Annotated in this window: 11 protein-coding genes and 1 pseudogene; 3 read left to right on the top strand and 9 right to left on the bottom strand. The window is 67.6% G+C overall.

Annotated features, from left to right (window positions below; genetic code table 11):
• Positions 1 to 23: 23 nt before the first annotated feature.
• The 8 genes and pseudogenes from K0B96_RS00530 to K0B96_RS00560 form a co-directional block, all read right to left on the bottom strand.
• Positions 24 to 233: a helix-turn-helix domain-containing protein gene (locus K0B96_RS00530; protein WP_220162595.1), complete on the bottom strand. Its 210-nt coding sequence runs from the start codon at positions 231 to 233 to the stop codon at positions 24 to 26.
• 3 nt (positions 234 to 236) lie between these two features.
• Positions 237 to 941 carry a DUF2975 domain-containing protein gene (locus K0B96_RS00535; protein ID WP_220162597.1) on the bottom strand — a complete coding sequence of 235 codons (705 nt, stop codon included), beginning with the start codon at positions 939 to 941 and terminating at the stop codon, positions 237 to 239.
• 152 nt (positions 942 to 1,093) lie between these two features.
• Complete coding sequence (locus K0B96_RS00540) at positions 1,094 to 2,425, bottom strand: ABC transporter permease (RefSeq protein WP_220162599.1); 1,332 nt, start codon at positions 2,423 to 2,425, stop codon at positions 1,094 to 1,096.
• Entirely contained in the window at positions 2,422 to 3,465 is a 1,044-nt protein-coding gene (locus K0B96_RS17595) for an ABC transporter permease (protein ID WP_345779941.1), read from the bottom strand. Before K0B96_RS17595 ends, K0B96_RS00540 begins: the two co-directional genes overlap by 4 nt.
• Before the next feature lie 591 nt (positions 3,466 to 4,056).
• Positions 4,057 to 5,601 (bottom strand): annotated as a pseudogene (locus K0B96_RS17600) (ABC transporter substrate-binding protein); the annotation flags it as partial.
• Between the two features lie 331 nt (positions 5,602 to 5,932).
• Positions 5,933 to 7,081 carry a mandelate racemase/muconate lactonizing enzyme family protein gene (locus K0B96_RS00550; RefSeq protein ID WP_220162603.1) on the bottom strand — a complete coding sequence of 383 codons (1,149 nt, stop codon included), beginning with the start codon at positions 7,079 to 7,081 and terminating at the stop codon, positions 5,933 to 5,935.
• A gap of 34 nt (positions 7,082 to 7,115) precedes the next feature.
• On the bottom strand, positions 7,116 to 8,009 hold the full coding sequence (locus K0B96_RS00555; protein ID WP_220162605.1) for a sugar phosphate isomerase/epimerase family protein: 894 nt from the start codon (positions 8,007 to 8,009) through the stop codon (positions 7,116 to 7,118).
• Positions 8,010 to 8,098: 89 nt separating this feature from the next.
• Positions 8,099 to 9,166 (bottom strand): Gfo/Idh/MocA family protein, encoded by a 1,068-nt coding sequence (locus K0B96_RS00560; RefSeq protein ID WP_220162607.1) that lies wholly within the window; start codon positions 9,164 to 9,166, stop codon positions 8,099 to 8,101.
• A 266-nt stretch (positions 9,167 to 9,432) separates the two neighbouring features.
• Between K0B96_RS00560 and K0B96_RS00565 the strand changes: the two genes are divergently transcribed.
• Positions 9,433 to 11,793, top strand: a complete 2,361-nt coding sequence (locus K0B96_RS00565) for a heparinase II/III family protein (RefSeq protein WP_220162609.1) — start codon at positions 9,433 to 9,435, stop codon at positions 11,791 to 11,793.
• A gap of 243 nt (positions 11,794 to 12,036) precedes the next feature.
• Entirely contained in the window at positions 12,037 to 13,071 is a 1,035-nt protein-coding gene (locus K0B96_RS00570) for a threonine ammonia-lyase (RefSeq protein ID WP_220162611.1), read from the top strand.
• On the opposite strand, the gene K0B96_RS00575 is transcribed toward K0B96_RS00570, so the two are convergent.
• Positions 13,035 to 16,082, bottom strand: coding sequence for an alpha-mannosidase (locus K0B96_RS00575; protein WP_220162613.1), 3,048 nt, complete (start codon positions 16,080 to 16,082; stop codon positions 13,035 to 13,037). The genes K0B96_RS00570 and K0B96_RS00575 overlap by 37 nt on opposite strands.
• A 561-nt stretch (positions 16,083 to 16,643) precedes the next feature.
• Between K0B96_RS00575 and K0B96_RS00580 the strand changes: the two genes are divergently transcribed.
• A complete protein-coding gene (locus K0B96_RS00580) occupies positions 16,644 to 18,182 on the top strand; it encodes an MASE1 domain-containing protein (protein ID WP_220162615.1) in 1,539 nt (512 codons plus the stop codon).

The raw sequence follows: 18,182 nt of genomic DNA on the forward strand, positions 1-18,182 counted from the left end.
CGTGTGCGCTCGGCGCCGAACGGTCATTTTTCTTTTACGAATTCGAGCAGGTCGCCGGGCTGACATTTCAGTTCCCGGCATAATGCTTCGAGGGTGCTGAAGCGCACCGCTTTCGCTTTGTTGGTTTTTAAAATCGAAAGGTTGGCGAGGGTGAGGTCCACGCGCGCCGCCAGCTCAGTGAGCGTGATGCCGCGGTCAGCCATCACTTGGTCGAGATTGAGTTGGATGGGCATGGCTCAGACGGTGAGATCGTTTTCGGCTTTGAGCGCGAGTCCTTGTCGGAAGGCTTCCGCCACCACGAGCACGAGGCAGCCAATCAGCACGCCGCCTTGGGCCGTGATCAGGCCGGGGGAGAGATGGAATTGCAGTGTGGAGGCGCTCCCGAACGGCAAGGGCGTTTGCAACCCGGTGAGGACGACGTGTTGCTGGAAATAGTGCCCCAGCACAAACGAGGCCCAGATCTCCAGCCCCGCACTGACCAAGCAGTAGGCGATGAGATTCACCCCGATGCGGCGGACCAAGCGGAGGTTGATGTCGTTGAAGACTTCGCCACGGGCGAGGTTGCCGCATAAGTCGCGCAGGGCCGTGAAGAGCACATACGAAAACGCGATCAGCACCGCCATCGACGGAATGATCGCGAGCCGAAGAGCAGATCCCAGGGCGGGGTCTTGGCTGGCCAGATCGACCTGTAGGGTGCCGCGCACCGATGAGAGGGACAGCGATTTAGCCGGAGCCGTGGCGGACGTGAGGTTGAGCGCGCCGGGCGCGGTCGGCAGGGAGATTTCGCCCACCGTCGCGATGATGTGCCGTCCGAAGTAGTGTTGGATCCAAGTATTATAGGTGAGCGTCACCAGCCAGAAGACGGCGAGGATGAGTGTCATGATGCGCAGAAAGGCGAAAAGCGCGCGAAGCAGGCGGGGGAGATTGATGGAGGATTTCATGACGGCGACGAAGGAGGGTTTATTGAAAAACGATAATATCGCGGTGGGTGCCGTCAATCATGAATTTATCGTTTTTCAATAAGCACTCCTCGAAGAGTGCCACGCGGAAATCTAAGTCGCCGCGGACAACGCGCGTCGCGGCGGCGCGGCGATCAGCGCGAGGAATACGGGTCGGCGGCGTCGCGGAGGGCGTCGCCGGCGAAGTTGAAGGCGAGGATCGTCAGCACGATGAACAGCACGGGCGCGAGCAGCCACGGATAGTGGCCGACGGTCTGGAGGTTCTGGCAGTCTTGCAGCATCACGCCCCAGCTCACGATCGGGGGGCGCAGGCCGAGGCCGAGAAAGCTGAGCACCGTTTCACCCAAGATCATGCCGGGGACGCTGAGCGTGAGCGTGACGATGATGTGGCTCGCGAATCCCGGCACGAGGTGGCGAAACAGGACGCGCGCGTGGCTCGCGCCGAGGAGGCGCGCGGCGACGGCGTAATCTTCTTCGCGCAGCGCGAGAATCTTGCCGCGCACGACGCGGGCGAGGCCGGTCCAGGCGAGGAGGCTGAGCGCAATGGTGACGCAAAAATAAACCGTGAGCGACGACCAGTCGGCGGGAAAGATGGCGCCGATGGCGAGCCAGAGCGGGAGTTGCGGGAGGGAGTTGATCACTTCGATCGTGCGCTGGATGACGTTATCCCAACCGCCGCCGACGTAGCCGGAGATGCCGCCGAGGGTGACGCCGAGCACAAAGGTGACGACGATCGAGATCAGGCCGACGGAGAGACTGATGCGCGCGCCGTAGATGAGGCGCGAGAGGACGTCGCGGCCGTATTTGTCGGCGCCGAGGAGATAGAACACGGCGTCGGGATCGCGGTCGCGACCGAGGGCGGCGAGTTTTTCGCGGTCGACGCCGAAGAAGTGCCGGTCGAGGGGGATCAGGCCGAAGAGGCGGTAAGGTTCGCCGCGGACGAAGAAGCCGAGAGGAATGCGCACGGCGGGATCTTCCAGGTAGGTGCGGGCGAAGGTGACGGGGTTGTCGAGGCGGCGGAGCGCGCCGACGTGGAATCCGTCGCGGGAAAAATGCAGCGGTTGCGGCGGGCAGTAGGAGTGGCGGAGGTCGCGCCATTCGCGGGTGGTGGGCGCGAAGAATTCGCAGCCGGCGGCGAGCACGTAGAGGATGCAGAGGAGAAAGAACGAGCCCATGCCGAGCTTGTGGCGGGCGAAGCGGCGGATCGTGAGATCCCAGGGCGAGCGGAAGGATTCCGTGGGCTGTTCGTCGGGTGGGTGGGGCGGGCCGGGCGGGGGAAGGACGGCGGAGGGCGGCGAACTCGCGTCGGCGGGTGCCAGGGCGGAGGTGGCGGGAGGAGAGCCGAGCGCGGGCGAGGGCGGGGCGATGGGAGAGGAGGGGAGCGGGAGAGCGGAGGTGGCGGACGAGGGCGGCGGGGTGGGGGCACCCGGCCGACAGGCGGAGGAGGGCTGAGGCTCGTCGTTCATTTGCGGCCTCCGGTGAAGCGGATGCGGGGGTCGAGCCAGAGCAGGAGGAGATCGCTGACGAGCGTGCCGAAGGCGCCGAGCACGCTCAGGAGCATGAGCATCGAGGCGGCGAAGTAGGTGTCTTCGTTGAGGAGCGCCATCATGAGCATCGGGCCGATCGTGGGGAGGCTGAGCACGAGGGCGACGATCGCGCCACCGGAGACGAGTTGCGGGAAGAGCGAAGCGATGCCGGAGACGAAAGGATTGAGGGCGATGCGCACGGGATACTTGAGGAGGAGTTTCAACGGGCGGACGCCTTTGGCGCGGGCGGCGACGACGTAGGGTTTTTTCAACTCGTCGAGGAGGTTGGCGCGCATGACGCGGATCATCACGGCGGTGCTGCCGACGCCGAGGACGATGACGGGCACCCAGACGTGCTGGAGGAGATCGACGAACTTGCCCCACGACCACGCGGGGTCGGCGGCGTAGCGCACGCTGAAGAGGCCGGAGACGTTGACGCCGAAATATTCGCCGCTGGCATACATGAGCACGAGGGCGAGGAGAAACGGCGGCACGGACATGCCGACGAAGCCGATGAGCGTGAGAAAATAATCGCCGAGCGTGTAGGGTTTGACGGCGGAGTAGATGCCGATGGGCAGGGCGATGAACCAGGTGACGAGGATGGTGAGAAACGAAATGACGAAGGTGAGCGCGAGGCGGTCGCCGAGGATTTCGTTGACGGGCAGGTTGCTGGCCATCGAGCGGCCGAGGTTGCCTTGGAGGAGGCCGGCGTCGGCGGGGCGGAAGGTGACGAACCACTTGAAGCCCATCCAGTCGGCGTATTGCTGCAGGGGCGGTTCGTCGAAGCGGAAGGTTTTGCGCAGGTCTTCGAGTTGCGCGCCGGCGCTGGGGTCGCCGTTGAGCGACAGCTCCATGCTCTTCGAGGTGATGAAGTCGCCGGGGGGCGCCTGGACGATGAAGAAGATGATGACGGAAATGGCGGCGAGCGTGGGGATGAGGGTGAGGACGCGGCGCCAGACGAAGGCGTGGTGCCAGGCGATCCAGATGAAGCCGGCGAGGAGGGCGAGGCTGAGCGCGGCGCCGAGCCAGTGAGCGAGGCGCGGGCCGGACTCGGCGGCATCGGCGCTGGCGAGCATGGGCAGGCGCGAAGGGGTGATGAGGGATTGCTGCATCTGGGCTATCGCGGCGGGCGAGTCGTGCGGGTGATCCCAGAAAAACGTTTCGAGGCCGGCGTTGGCGGGCGTCATGAAGAAATAGCCGGCGACGAGGTTGTCGGGGACGTTGCGAAAACCGTCTTTCACGACGGCGAGGGCGGGCGGGGGGGTGGCGATGCCGATGGACCAGAGGTTGTCGGCGGCGATTTCGAGGATTTGGTGGAAGTAACCGCGCATCGTGGCGGCGTCGGGGGCGCTTTGGGCGAGGTCGTAGAGCTCCATGGCGCGGCGGGCGGGATGGCCGGGGGGCGGCCCGGAGAGTCCGGCGGCGTGCGAGGCGGGGGTATCGTGCAGGCCGCCGCGTTGATACCAGCGGCCCCAGGTGGGCGCGAAAAAGGTGGCGCCGTTGATCGCGACAAAGGAGCGCGGATCGAGCATGGGCATGAATTCCTCGAGGCCGGGCCAGACGGTGAAATCGTGTTCGAGGGCGGCTTGCTGCACCTGCCAGAGCGTGCGGACGGTGATTTGCACGATGGCGCGGACGCCGACGCGCGCCCATTGGTCGGCGATGAGGTAGGGGGCGTCGGGCGGGAAACTTTCGGCGACGTTAAGCATCCAGGTCATGCGCGTGCCGTCGGGAAACGTGCGGAAGCCTTCGCGGTCGCGGTGGGTGAGGCCGATGGAATCGAGGAGGGCGTTGGCGCGGGCGGGATCGTAGGCGGTGTAGCTGTGGAACTGGCGGTCGTCGCGGAAGAGCGAATCGGGGCCGGGGGAGGTTTGCGCGGGGACGCCGACGCCGTTGTAAACCGCGGTGATGATTTCGCGGCGGTTGATGGCGAGGGAGAGGGCGCGGCGGAAATCGACGGTGTTGAGAAGGCGGTGTTTCCAGGCGGTGGCGGGGTCGTGCGGGTCGATGGCGCGGTTGAGGTTGGGGCTGAGCTGGAGCATGGTGCGCGTGCCGCTATACCAGTGCAGCAGACGGTAACCGTGGCTGGCGGCCTCGCTGGCGAGGAGCGTGTAGTCCTCGAAGTCGATGTGGCGCTCCTGCAGGGCGAGATCGCCGGCAGCGGCGGAGGCGCTGATGAGGCTCTTGTTCTTGATGTCGATCAGCACGCGGTCGAGGTAGGGGAGCTGGTTGCCCGCGGGATCGACGGCGAAGTAGTAGGGGTTGCGGACGAGCGTCTGCGGCGCGGAGGTTTTATATTCGCAGTAAATCCACGGCCACAGGCGCGGGTGCTCGGGGTTGAGCTTCGACTGGAGACGAATGTAAACCGAGTAGGGGCTCGGGAGGTTCATCGTGCGCATCGTCTCGGCGATGAGCTTTTGGTCGCCGATGGCCGGGTGGTATTTTTTCAGGTAGTGAACCGGGCGGAAGTAGTCGAAGGCGCTGGCGAGTTTTTCGAGGAAGAGGGTGTTGGGCGTGTCGAACGAGAAACGCAGCGTGAGGTCGTCGATTTTCTCGATGCGGCCAAGGCGGCCGGCGTGGCGCATGAAACTGGCGTCGGTGACGGCGTCGGAGTTGAAGTAGAGGACCTCGTAGTTCCACCAGAAGAGGATGTCGTCGGTGGTGAAAGGGACGCCATCGGACCAACGCAGGCCGCGGCGCAGGGTGAACGTCCAGACGCGTTTGTCGGGCGAGGAAGTCCAGGATTTCGCGAGGTGCGGGACGATGGGATAACCCTGCGGCGACCAGCGGACGAGCGACACGTAGGAGAGGCGCGTGGGGAGGATGCCTTCGAGGTCGCCGGGGTTGGTGGCGAGGCGGTTCCAGGTGCCGCCGTAGTGGCCGAGTCCGTCGACGCCTTCGAGGACGAGGGGTTCGGGGCCGATGCGTTCGGCGAGGGGCGGGAGTTGGCCGGCGCGGACGAGATCGTCGAGGATCGGCGATTCGGCTTTGGGCCACCAAGCGGCGCGGGAGCCTTCGGCGTAATCGACCTCACGCCAGATGACGGGCGGGTGCGCGGTGTCGGGATGCGGGTCGCGGGCGCGTTGCGCGACTTCGGCGGCGAGGGCGGACGGCATCGGCGGGCGATGCGCGAGGTCGGGGCGGAAGAACCAGCCGGTGGCGAGGATGAGCGCGCTCAACACGAGCGCCGCGGCGAAGGCGCCGAGGAGGAATTTCGCGGAGAAGCGGAGGCGTTTGAAGGCGGGAGCGGGCAAGAAGGAGGAAAGGAGGAGCGGAGGAAAAAGGGCGAGACGCCGAAGCGCAAATGAACGCGAAGGCGGAGTGGGGAAAGAGCGAAATGTGGCGGGCGAGGAGAGTGACGGGCGGGGGAATATTCCCGAGCGGCGAGGAGCGGCGGAGGGTGGAAGAAGCGCAGTGAGTCGGGCGGGCGCGGTCTTACCCGGCAGGTCAGGCGGAGGCGACGCGTTCGAGGCGGGCGGCGGCGCGGGGGTCGAGCGTGAGGCCGAGGCCGGGCGCGGTGGACAACGTGAGCTGGTCGCTATCGAGCGCGAGCGGCGTGAGAGAGAGGGAGTCGGCGAGGAATTGCGGGCCGTTGAGCGCGCAGGGTTGCGTGACGCCGCTCCATGCGAAGAGGTGGGCGGCGGCGCTGAGCGAGAGATCGGGATCGGTGAGGCCGGAGCCGAGGACGCCGAGGCCGCGGTCGCGGAGAAGGCGGACGATTTGCGCGGAGGGCCAGAGGCCGGCGTTGCGGGCGGGCTTCATCGCGATGCCATCGAGGCATTCGAGGGCGATGAACTCGGCGGCGACTTCGGGCGCGAGGATGCCTTCATCCATGTAAATGGGGAGCGCGGCCTGGCGTTTGAGCGCTTGATAGCCGCGAATCTGCGTGGGCGGGAGCGGCGATTCGAGCACGTCGACGCCCGCGTCGCGCAGGCGCGGCGCGAGGGCAAGGGCCTCGGCGGGCGTGTAACCGGTATTGGCGTCGGCCCAGAGGAAACCGGCGGGCGCGAACGCGCGGACGCGGCGGGCGAGCGCGAGGTCGTAGTCGGCGGATTGGGGCGCGCCGACCTTGATGTTGAAGTTGCGGTAGCCGCGGGCGGCGCCTTCGGCGAGCTGGCGTTCGACGACCTCCATTTTCGGCGACGCCACCGTCCAGCTCAACGTGAGCGTGGAGAGGGGCGCGGCGACGGGGGAAGGCCCGAGAAGTTGCGAGGCAGGCACGCCGCGCTGGTGGCCGACGAGGTCGTGACAGGCGAGGTCGAGGGCGGCTTTGCAGAGCGGTTGACCGACGGAGAACGCGGGGCGGATGGCGGCGTTCATGGCGGCGTGCAGGCCGGCGAAGTCGGCGGGATCGCGGCCGATGAGCAGGGGAGCGAGATGGTGCTGCAACGTGGTGAGCACGCTTTCGACGGTTTCGTAAGTCCACGAGGGCACGGGGACGGCCTGCCCCCAGCCGGTGACGCCGTCGGCATCGGTGAGGCGCACGAGCACGGAGGGGCGCGTGACGCGGCCGTCCGGGCCGGGGCGGAAGAATTTGAATTCGCCGGCGACGGCGTAGTCGAAGCGGCCGATTTCGACGGAAGTGATGGGTGACATCAAAGCGAGGGGAGCGGGAGGCGTGCGCCCGAGATCAGGCGAAGGGGTTGAGCGCGGGGTTGCGCTCGAAGCGGGCGTGGACGTCGCGCAGATAATCGCGGGCGCGGCGGGCGGTTTCGTAGGGATCGCCGCCGAGGTCGTAGGCTTGCGAGACGATCGGGCCGCGGTAGCCGCGCGACCAGAGGAGGCCGAGGGCGGCGGCGACGTCGATGTTGCCATCGTCGAGGGGGCGCGTGCGGAAAGGTTCGGCGGGTTTGGGCCAGCCGTTGAGCACGGCGAAGTAGTCGAGTTGCTCCATGCCGGGTTGGGCGAGCACGTCGGGAAGGTCGGGGACGCCGAGGTGGAAGAACGCGTGGAAAAGCGCGAGGCCGGGACGGAGGACTTTCGCGCCGGCTTCGCGCAGCGCGCGGAGTTGCGCGGCGGGCGTGTCGATCATGAACCAGATGTGGTTGTAGAGATTGCCGGTGAGGCCGCGGGCGGCGAGGTGGGCATCGATTTCGCGGAGCATGAGCGCAGCGCGTTCCCAGTGGCGGGGCTCGGCTTGGGCGGAGCCGGCGTCGCGATAGTCGGGCGTGGACTGGCCGGCGGGGTTGCTGAAGATGGTGAAGTTGACGAAGGCGTGCGGGTCGAGCGCGGCGAGGCGGTCGATGATTTGTTTCGCGCGCGTGACCTCGGCGTCGAAGCGCGGGAACTCATCGTCGGTGATGCCCTTGGCGACAATATACATGCCGGCGAGGTGGAGACCGCTCGCGCGGTAAGCGGCGGTGGCCTGGTCCCAGTTTTGATCGTCGTGGGGTTCGAGGGGGTGGAACTCGTAGCCGTCGAAGCCGAGGTCGGCGGCGACGGCGAGGCGCGTGCGCCAGGGATACGCGCGGCGGTGGCCGACGAAGTGGTTGTTGAAGAGGACGAGGGGATTGGGGAAGGACATGGGTGAAGGGTGAGGCGGGCGGAGGGAGAGGGAGTGCGGGGTGGGGGGGCACCCCGCCCACACTATTGGACGGAGACGGAGCGGGGCGTTTATTCGGCGACGCGGATGGCTTGCTGCGTGCGGGCGGACGCGAGGACGGCGTCGAGGACGCCGTGGATGCGGAGATTGTCGGCGAGGGTGTTTGCGGTGGGGCGATCTTCGAGGATGGCGCGGCTGAGGTCGCGGATGGGGTTGACCATGGTGTCGTCCCAATTGGGCGGCGCATCGGGCAGGACGGTGGACTTGAGTTCATCGGTGCCGAGGTAGGCGTGATGGACCATGCCCGGGCGTTCGGGGAGCGGCATGAAATAGGTGTCGAGGCCGGCGCGCGTGCCGCGGAGCTCGATGTTGTGGCGGGAGGGGCCGTGTTCGGCGGCGCGGCGTTCCCAGTGAATCGTGAGGCCGTGATCGCAGATGATCTCGGCGCTGTAATAGCCGTCGACATCGAGGCACGGTGGCACGCGTTCGGGGGTGAGCGGAAAGTAATGGCCGGTGACGGCGAAGACGACGCGGGGGCGGAAGAGATCGCCGAGGACGAACGCGAGCCAGTCGAGATCGTAAGGACCCCAGTCGAAGGTGATGCCGCCGCCGTTTTTCGCGGGGTCGTTGCGCCAGGGCGGAAGGGTGCTGCCGGGTTTGGGTGCGCCGATGACCTGTTCGTAGGAGACGCGGTAGAGGCGGCCCAGGTCGCCGGCGGCGATCAGGGCGCGGGCGCGTTGCGCGGTGCCGGTGGCGAGGTAGCGGGACGAGGCGCAGTTGACCTTGAGGTGCGGGTGTTCGCGTTGCACGGCGAGCACGTCGCGCACTTCGGCCTGCGTGAGCATGAAGGGTTTTTCGCAGCAGACGTGTTTGCCGGCGCGAAGGGCCTCGATCGTCATCGGGCGGTGCAGGAAAGGCGGGGTGGCGAGATAGACGGCGTCGATGGCGGGGTCGGCGAGGAGCTCGCGATAATCGGCGACGATGCGCGGCTGGCCGAGGGCGGGCGCGAGTTTCTCGGCGGCGGTGCGATTGACGTCGGCGAGAGCGACGGCGATGGAGTCACGGCCCTCGGTGAAGGCGCGGGCCATGTAGTTGGCGATGACACCGGCGCCGACGACGCCGTAACGGATGGGTTGCATGGATGGGAAAAAGAAGGGGCGGGCGAGGAGCGATGCGCGGAGCGGGGTGAGGGCAGCCCGCCCACAGGGGATTGGGCGGCGGCGGGAGAAAGGAGTGAAGGAGCGAAGAGGAGAAGGAGGAGCGGGCGCGGGGCAGGGCGGCGGAGTGTGGGGCGTTTCGGCGGAGCGGGACTAGCTGAAAGACGTGAAAGTTTGCGCGCGATTTTTGTGGTGCAGCGTTGCGTTGCGAGAAACGGCGGCGGATGACTCGCCGGAATTTTGCGCGCATGAAACTCACCCCCATCAATTCGGCGGAAGCGATCCTTGAGGCGTTCTATGACGAACAGCTCAGCGGCTGGATGGAGCACTGGACGTGCGAGGGAGCGGCGGAAGGCCTCGCGCGAAAACAAGGGTGGGCGATGGCGGCGTACGAGTGGGCGCGCACGCCGGCGGACGAAAGCGTGGCGGCGATGCGGGCGGCGCGAACCTTCACGCCGCCGGTGCCGGCGGAGGATTACGACACGTTGATTTTCTCGATCGTGGCGCCGCCGGGATCGCGGGTGACGTTGCGCGTGGGCACGGAGCGGGGCGAGCGGAGCAGCACGAGCACGCCGTTCGCGCACTTGAAACGCGAGTTGGGCGTGGCGCTTGAGGGCGCGCGGGAAGTGCGCGCGTTGAGCGTGGAAATTTTTGGCGATGCGGTGCGGGCGCCGGGGCCGGTGAGCGGTTGGTTCAACTGGATCGGCTTGCAGGAGCAGCGGCAGCTCGCGCGGCATTTGCGGCAGTTCGAGCGCTTCGATGCGCGGTGGGAGGACTATCTGAAGCCGGAGAGCTACGAACCGACGTTCGAGCCGGTTTACGGACTGCATTTGACGGGAGCGGAACTGGCCGCGGCGCGCGGGCGGCTGGCGGCGGGCGGCGGGCGCGAGCGGTCGCCGCTGGAGGAGCTGGCGGTGGACGCGGCGCGCACGCCGCCGGAGCGGATGATGTCGGGCTTCGTGAATTTCTGGAACGACACGCGGTTCACGCGGGAGCGGGATTACGGGAAGCATTTGCTGACGCATGGCGCGAATGCGGCGCAGGCGGCGGTGTTGTTTCGCGACCAGGCGCTGGGCCGGCTGGCGGCGCGCTATGCGATGGCGATGGCGCACAGCGAACGCTGGGACAGTGCGTTCGTGTGCTGGATGACGGGGAGCCTCTGGGAGCACCGGGCGTTTGTGCCGAGCCTGGTGATGTATGAGTGCGCGTTGATCCTGGATTTGTGCGGGGAGTGGTTCACCGACTATGGCCGCGATTTGATTTTGCGGCGGCTGGCGGAGGAAGGGCACGGGACGAACAACTACAACACGTGGTGGTGGGAGTATTTGTTTTGGTGCAACCAGGCGGCGTGGTTCATGCCGGGGCGGATGTATGCGTATCTCGTGCTCGAGCGCACGATGCCGGCGCGGTGGACGCCGTATCCGCGGCCGGCGGAATCGCGCGTGGCGCCTTACACGGAGCTGGCGCTGGCGGATTTGATGGAGAATCTGCGGCGCGTGCTGCTGCCGGACGGCGGTTACACGGAAGGGCCGATGTATTTCACGTGGACGGCGCGGCAGGCGTTCATCTCGCTGTATTACTACGCCCGGGCGCGGGGGAAGGAGGTGCGCTCGCTGGTGCCGCCGGCGATGCTCGCGACGGCGCGCATGGCGGAGGTGCTGGTGTCGACCGACGATGCGGCGCAGATGATCATGATCTGCGATGCGCAATACCTGAATCAGGAGTCGCTCGCGGCGCTGGCGTGGTTGATGCCGGACTCGCACTGGGTGACGATTTTCCGAAAGTCGCTCGCGCACACGGGCGGGCAGCCGTTGACGTTGTTGACGGCGAATTTGCTGGCGGAGATTCCGGCGGCGGGGCCGGCGTGGCGCGCGTGCGTGGAGATGAGGGACATCGGGCAGATGGCGTCGCACCGGCGGCTGGGCGGCGAATGGGTGAAATTGTTTTTGATGGGCAACCAGGCGGGGGCGTCGCACACGCACGAAGACAAGGGGAGCTTCGTGCTGGAGTTTGCGGGCGACAGCTTCGCGCTGGATTTCGGGATGTGCGATTACAGCAATCCGCTCGGCGATCTGATGAAGCATGCGCAGCGGCACAACATGCTTGTGCCGGTGGCGCCGGGCATGCGGCCGCGGCCGGCGAATCCGATCCTGGCGGACATCACGCCGACGGGCAGCGGCGACGAGCGGGCGTTGCATGCGCGCATGGAACTGGCGGCGGGCTGGGAAGGGTGGTTCACGCGCTGGCAGCGCGCGTGGGATGCGGAGACGCCGGCGGAGTTGACGATCACGGATGAGTGGGAACTCGCGCAGGGGGAGGGCGTGGCGTTTCACTGGACGACGCCGCTGCCAATCGCGTTGAGCGACGACGGCCGCAGCGCGACGATCGAAGGCCGGCGCGGCCGCGCGCGGTTGACGTGGAGCGATGAGGCGACGGCGGTGGTGGAGCAATTGCCGCTGGAAGAACCGAGGTGGAAGGACGTGATGCGGCAGCGGAAGGAGATGGCGCTCGTCGTGCGGCCGTTGCCGGCGACGCAGCCGCGCCTCACGCTCACGCAGCGCGGGCGGCGCGGTCGGCTGGTGGTGAATGTGAGGTTGGAAGTGAAGTGACGCGCCGCAATGAAACGCCGGCGGATGAATCCGAGCGTTGGAAAAATCGATTGGACAGGCGCGGTGGCGTTTGCTGACGTGCCCGTCCACCGCAGCCACATGAACCAGCGCGCCATCATCATCGCCGCGATTATTATTCGCCCTCACTCAGGGCGGAGGCGCATGGCTGTATAAGTTTACCGACAACAACCATTCACTTTCGAAAGCCCTGAGCGATTCCCGCTCAGGGCTTTTTGTTTTTCCATGAAGACAACCAGCCACTCCTCCTTCTCTCTCGCTGACGTCGTCGCCGCGCGGCGGCGCATCGCGGGAGGGCTGCGACTCACGCCGTGCGCCTTGGCGCCGGCCTTTGCGCGGGAGCTGGGGATTTCGATCTGGTTGAAGCGGGAAGATCTGCAGCGGACGGGCTCGTTCAAGGAGCGCGGGGCGCGGCACGCGTTGTGGTGTTTAACGGAAGCGGAGAAGGCGCGCGGGGTGGTGGCGGCTTCGGCGGGCAATCACGCGCTGGGGCTCGCGTTTCACGGGCAGCAGCTCGGCGTGCGCGTGACGGTGGTGATGCCGGCGGGGGCGTCGGCGGTGAAGGTGACGCGTTGCCGGCAACTGGGCGCGGACGTCGTGTTGCACGGAGCGAACTTCGATGCGGCGCAAACGCACGCGGTGGCGCGGGCGGCGGCGGGCGGCGCGGTGCTCGTGCCGCCGTTCGACGACGAGCGGGTGATCGCGGGGCAAGGGACGCTGGCGCTGGAGATGATGGAGCAGGTGCAGGCGTTTGACACGGTGGTGGTGCCGGTGGGTGGCGGCGGTTTGCTGGCGGGCGTGGCGACGGCGATCAAGGCGTTGCGGCCGGACGTGAAGGTGGTGGCGGTCGAGCCGGAGCGAGCGGCGGGATTCAGCGCGGCGTGGCGGGCGGGAGCGCCGGTGCGGATCGCGACGGCGCCGACGCTGGCCGACGGGCTGGCGGTGGCGCGCGTGGGCGAAGTGGCGTTTGCGGTGGCGCGGTCGCGCGTGGACGACGTCGTGACGGTGAGCGAGCAGGAGTTGGCCAACGCGATCGGCTGGCTGGCGCGAAGCGCGGGCGTCGTGGCGGAAGGCGCGGGGGCGGCGGCGCTGGCGGCGGTGATGGCGGGAAAAGTGCGGACGCGCGTAGTGATCGTGCCGGTGACGGGCCGCAACGTGGATCCCAGGGCGCATGCGCGCGCGGTGGCGGCAGGCGGCGCGTGCGAAGGGATCGCGGCGGCGAATCAGGCGCGGGCCACGAGGAGGCTGATGATTTCGTAGGGCGCGAAAGGCAGGTGGTTCGCGCGCAGGGCGGCGCGCGTCAGCGGGCGGTCGAGAAGATCGACTTTGCGTGCGGTCCAGCCGTCGGCGAGTTGCAATCGCGCGGTGCCGCGCTGGCCGCCCACTTCATGAAGGCGGAGGATCCAGCGATCGCGGTCGATCGGCCGTGCCCAACACGGGATGAGCGTGTCGCCGCCGTCGAGGCCATGGAACGCACTCGTGTGGGGCGCGCCCGTGTAGCGCACGGGCGGCGTGAACAGCGTGTCGGCGAGCGCGGCGGGTTGCTCGGCGCGGGGCGCGGCGGCGCGATAGGCGCCGAGCGCGAGTTCGATGACGTGACGCCCCTGATCGGTGAAGCGCGAGGCTGGTTGCGGGAGGCGGCTGAGGTGAGCTTGATACGCTTTCGCGTGATCCTCGTAGCCGACGTGAAGAGGGCTGCGCACGAGGGAAACGCCGAGATTGCCGTCGCGGCAGTTCACGCCGTATTTCGCTTCGGTGACGACGAAGAGACCTTCGGTTTCGGCATCGGCAAACACCGCGGCCCAACGGCTCATCGGCGTTTCCCACATGGCTTCGGCCTGCGGATGCGTCAAAAGTTGCGGACGGAGAATGCTGCCCATCGGGCCGCCGCAGCGCATTTCGCGCGCGGCGTAGCGGGTGGGGAGGTGCCAGCGAAGCATCGTGTCCTCCTCGTGCCAATCGAGGTCGATCGTGAGGCGGAGGACGCTGGCGGCGGGTTCAAGCCAGTAGCGGAGCGCGATGGTGCTGGCGCGGCCGAGGCGGCGGCGGACGACGAGGGCGTCGCCGTCGAGCTCGAGCGTGGCGGGGGTGCGCACGGGTTGGCCGAGCGAGAACGAATGGCGATCGATGTCCCACGGGCCGAAGTTGGCGGGCTGTTCTGGATACAGGACGAGTTCGGCGGGGGCGGAGAAATCGACGGCGCGGCCATCGATGGTCAACGCAGCGAGGCGGCCGCTGCGGTCGAGGCGCGCGGTGACGCGGCCGTTGGTGAGCGAGCGGCCGGAGGCGGCGACCGGTGGCGCGGCGATCGCAGCGGCGTCGGCGAGACGGACGCCGGCGAGGGGCGGCAGGGGCACCACGCGACCGTCGAGGACGCAGGTGCGCGCGAGCGGGAGCGGGTTGAACACGCAGGCGGCGGACGCCGCGGCGGAGGAAGGTTTGCGGGACGGCGGCGGGGCGAGCGAGGCGACGGCGGCGGCGGATTGTTGCGCGGTGAGGTGGGCGAGTTCGGGGAGGCCTTCGGCGTAAACCTCCGGAATGCCGCTGCCGGGAATGAAGTCGTGGAACTGCGCGAACACCATGCGTTGCCACGCGTGATCGAGGGCGGCATCCGGCGCGTGGTGGGTGACGACGAGAGCGGCTTCGCGCGTTTGGAGGGCGCGTTCGAGCGCGCGGAAGGCGGACTTCACGGGGCTCTGCGTCGTGTAGGTGCCGCGGTGATATTCGAGGTAGATCTCGCCGTCGTGGATCGGAAGGCGCGCGCGGGTGGGAGCGAGGCGGTCGAAGAAGGCTTCGGGTTGATCCCACTGCAGCGCGGGGAGGCCGCGCAGGGCGTTGAGGCGGCGGGCGCGTTCGCACATGTCGGCGGAAGGGCCGCCGCCGCCGTCGCCCCAGCCGGTGGGCAGGAGCACCTCGGGATGCAGGTCGCCTTGGTAATTGCCGCGGGTGGCGGCGCGGACCTGCGCGACGGTGACGGCGTTGTTGAACTGCACGCCTTGGGTGACGTGGCTGAGGACGGCGTGGCCGCCGGGTCCGCGCCAGACAAAGCTGGAGTGCGGGAAGCGGTTGGTGGTGTTCCACGTGGTCTTGGTCGTGAAAAAATAGTCCACACCGCAGAGGCGCATGAGTTGCGGGAGGCAGGCGGCGAAGCCGAACAGGTCGGGGAGCCAGAGCACGCGGGAGTGCCGGCCGGAGAGCTGCCGGAAGGCCTCCTGGCCGAGGGTGAACGTGCGCACGAGACCTTCGCCGCAGGGGAGGTTGGAATCGCTTTCGACATACATGCCGCCGGTGGCTTCCCACTGGCCGGAGTGCAGGCGCTGGCGAACGGCGGCGAGGAGGGCGGGGGCGCGGCGGCCGACGGCCTCGTAACTCATGGGCTGGGAGTAGGCGAAACGGAATTCCGGATACTGCGCCATGAGGCGGTTGGCGTTGGCGAAGGTGTGCACGGCCTTGCCCTCGCCGATGTGTTCGGGCCAGAGCCAGACGAGGTCGAGGTGCGAGTGGCCGGTGAGCGCGGCGGAGGCGAGCGGCGCGGGATCGCGGAGTTCGCGATAAACCCGCGCCAGGCCGCGGCGAAGCGCGGCGACGTCGCCGGATTCAAAGGCATCGAGGGCGAGGTCGACGCCGCGCAGCAGGCGGCGATAGAGCGGCGAGACGTCGGCGAGCGGCGCCTGCGCGGTCATGGCGTTGAGGGCGGGCGCCACGCCGGGATGCTCCTTGGCGCGAAGGTCGAGCATCCATTCGTAGAGGCAGTTGAGATCGTGATACGCACCCCACGCTTCGTCGTGGCGGGTGAGAAGCTGCGCGCCGCGGAAGAGATTTCCGGCGGGCGTGAGGCCCTGCGCGTCGGGATGCCAGATGGCGGCCTGCACGCAGAGGCACTCGAGCCAGAGCTCGTGCGCCCCGGAAGGGAGTTCGCAGTGGCGGTGCGCGACGTCGAAACCGAAGTAGGGCAGGCCGTCGACGTAGAGGGTGGCTTCCCCCTGTTCGTCCCAATGCAGCCAGCGGGAGGCGGGGCGGGCGTTACGTGGAGCGGCGGGCAGGATGATGCGGCACCAGCGTTGATCGTAGAGGCGGCCCCACGCGGTGCCGGGGCGGACGGCGCGGCGGGGGAGTTTTTGCGCGGCCGGGAGAGAGAGGGGGCGCGGATGCGCGGCGGTGGCCTCGACGGAGAGCGGTTGTGGATTGCTCCAGATGAGGTCTTGGAGGCGCAAGACGCCGCGTTGGGTGCGGAGCGGGGTGAGGTGAAGAGCCGGGTTGGGGGGCAGCATCGCGGCGGCACGCTCGCGGGACGAGCGGTGGGGGGCAAATGTTTCCTGACGTCGGGCGGGCAAGCCCTGATCCCGGCCAGTCGGACGAGGAGAGCGGACGACGAAGTCGCGCCGCCGACTGCGCCGTCTGCGCCGGCAAAATCGGCGGTGGCGCAGCGGTCCCGTTGGCGGAGAGCACCTCGGTGGCGGTCGCGGACGCTACCGGGTGTTTCGACTCTGAGTCCATTTCGGTTACTCGCCGCTGAAGCATGTCGTTGGCCTCGACCCGCCCACTTCCTTCGCCAAGCTCGACGGTTAACAAATGCGAATGTTCAAAATCCACGTCGGCTCGACCGCTTGGGGGCTGCGCTTTCCCCGCGACCGAGCGGCTCTTATCTTGGCCGACTGGGATGCAGTTGGGCGTCGACAGAACACTTTCTGCCCAGAGCGGATGATGCGCCGTTGGTGGTTCGACGGCCAATAAGGGACGCCCTCGCAGTCGTGTCTTCCAACGATAACCTTCCGCTCTCGCTTGCCGGTCATCCTGATGACGAAAGGCCCGTCCAACACCGCGTCTTAGGGATGCGACGATCTCCAGTTCTCCGCGGGCTGGTCTTCGCTGGTGCTTCGGCGGTGGCGGTGAGTTTCCCGCTCGCGCTCGGCCGATTTCTCTGGCCGCAAGGATTGAGCGCCGGGGCCGAGTTCATTTTCTGGCCCGCCTCGGGCGTCAACGTCGCCGGGCTCCTCATCCTCGGCTGGCGCTACTGGCCGGCGATTCTGTGCGGCATTCTGCCCGCGTGGCTTTTCTTCGACCAATCGCTGGCGCATTCCGCCCTCGGTGCTGCGGGCAACATCATGGAGGCGCTCGCGTGCTGGTGGATCCTGCATCGCTTTGGGCATTTTGACGGACGATTCGACCGCGTGCGGGCGGTCATTGCGTTGTGCGGGGCGGCGTTGTTGGCGCCGTTCATCTGCTCGCTCACGGTTCCTGCCTACCTCGTTTTGAACGGCACTTATCCGCGCGCTGAATTTCTCCAGGCGATCAGTAATTGGAATCTCGCCAACGGGGCCGCCATCCTCGTGCTCACCCCGTTTCTGCTCGCGCTGCGGCAACGCGTTTGGACCTGCCGCGAGCGTCCATTGGAAACGCTGGCGTGGATCGGCGCCGGCGTGGGGCTCGGGTTGTTCGCCTTCAACGCCGTATTTCGATTCCACGGCGAAAACTACGCTTTCCTGGTGTTCCCCTTTGTCATTTTCGCCGCCACCCGCTTCGACCCGCCCGAGACCACCGTGGCCCTCGTCCTCGTGCTGGCCACGATCTACGGGGCACTGGTCGTTGCGGCGGGTGCTCTCCCCGCGGGAGACGTGCCCGCCATCGCGTGGTTCACGCAGGCGTTTCTCTGGGTGCTCGCCGCCACCGGTCTGAGCATGGCCGCGCTGACCGCCGAGCGCCGCCAGTCCGACCACCGGGCGCACATCGAGCAAACGCGTTCGCTCGAAGCCTCGCTGCGGGAAGCCCGCGCCCGGCTCGATTCTCTCCGTTATCAAGTCAACCCCCACTTTCTCTTCAACACCCTCAACTCGATCCGCTCGCTCACCCTCACCGAACCGTCCAAGGCGCGTGATCTCATCTCGCACCTCGCCTCGTTTTGTCGGCGAGCGCTCGCGCCCGCCACCGAGCCGCTCATCCCGTTGCACGAAGAATGGACCGCGCTGACGGATTATCTCGCCATGGAAAAAGCGCGCTGGGAGTCGCGTCTGCAAATCGAGACCCAACTCGACCCGGCGCTCGCCGGCGTGCGCGTGCCGCCGTTGTTGCTCCAGCCGCTCGTCGAGAACGCCGTCAAATATGGCCAGCGAACGACGCCGCTCGGCGTGCTCCATCTGCACGTGACCGCAGCCCGCGAAGACTCGACGCTCGTGATCCTCGTGGCCAACACCGGCCGTTGGGTGCAGCCCGTCGCCACGCCTGACCACACTTCGACGTTGGTCGGCCTCAACAATGTCCGCGCGCGCCTCGCCGTTTGTTATTCGACCCAGGCCTCGCTGACCTTCACGGAGGAGCCGGGCTGGGTTCGCGCCACGCTCCGCATTCCCTTCCACACGCTCTCCGCCTCCTGA

The sequence above is a fragment of the Horticoccus luteus genome, from assembly GCF_019464535.1.
In the GTDB taxonomy this organism is placed as follows: Bacteria; Verrucomicrobiota; Verrucomicrobiia; order Opitutales; family Opitutaceae; genus Horticoccus; species Horticoccus luteus.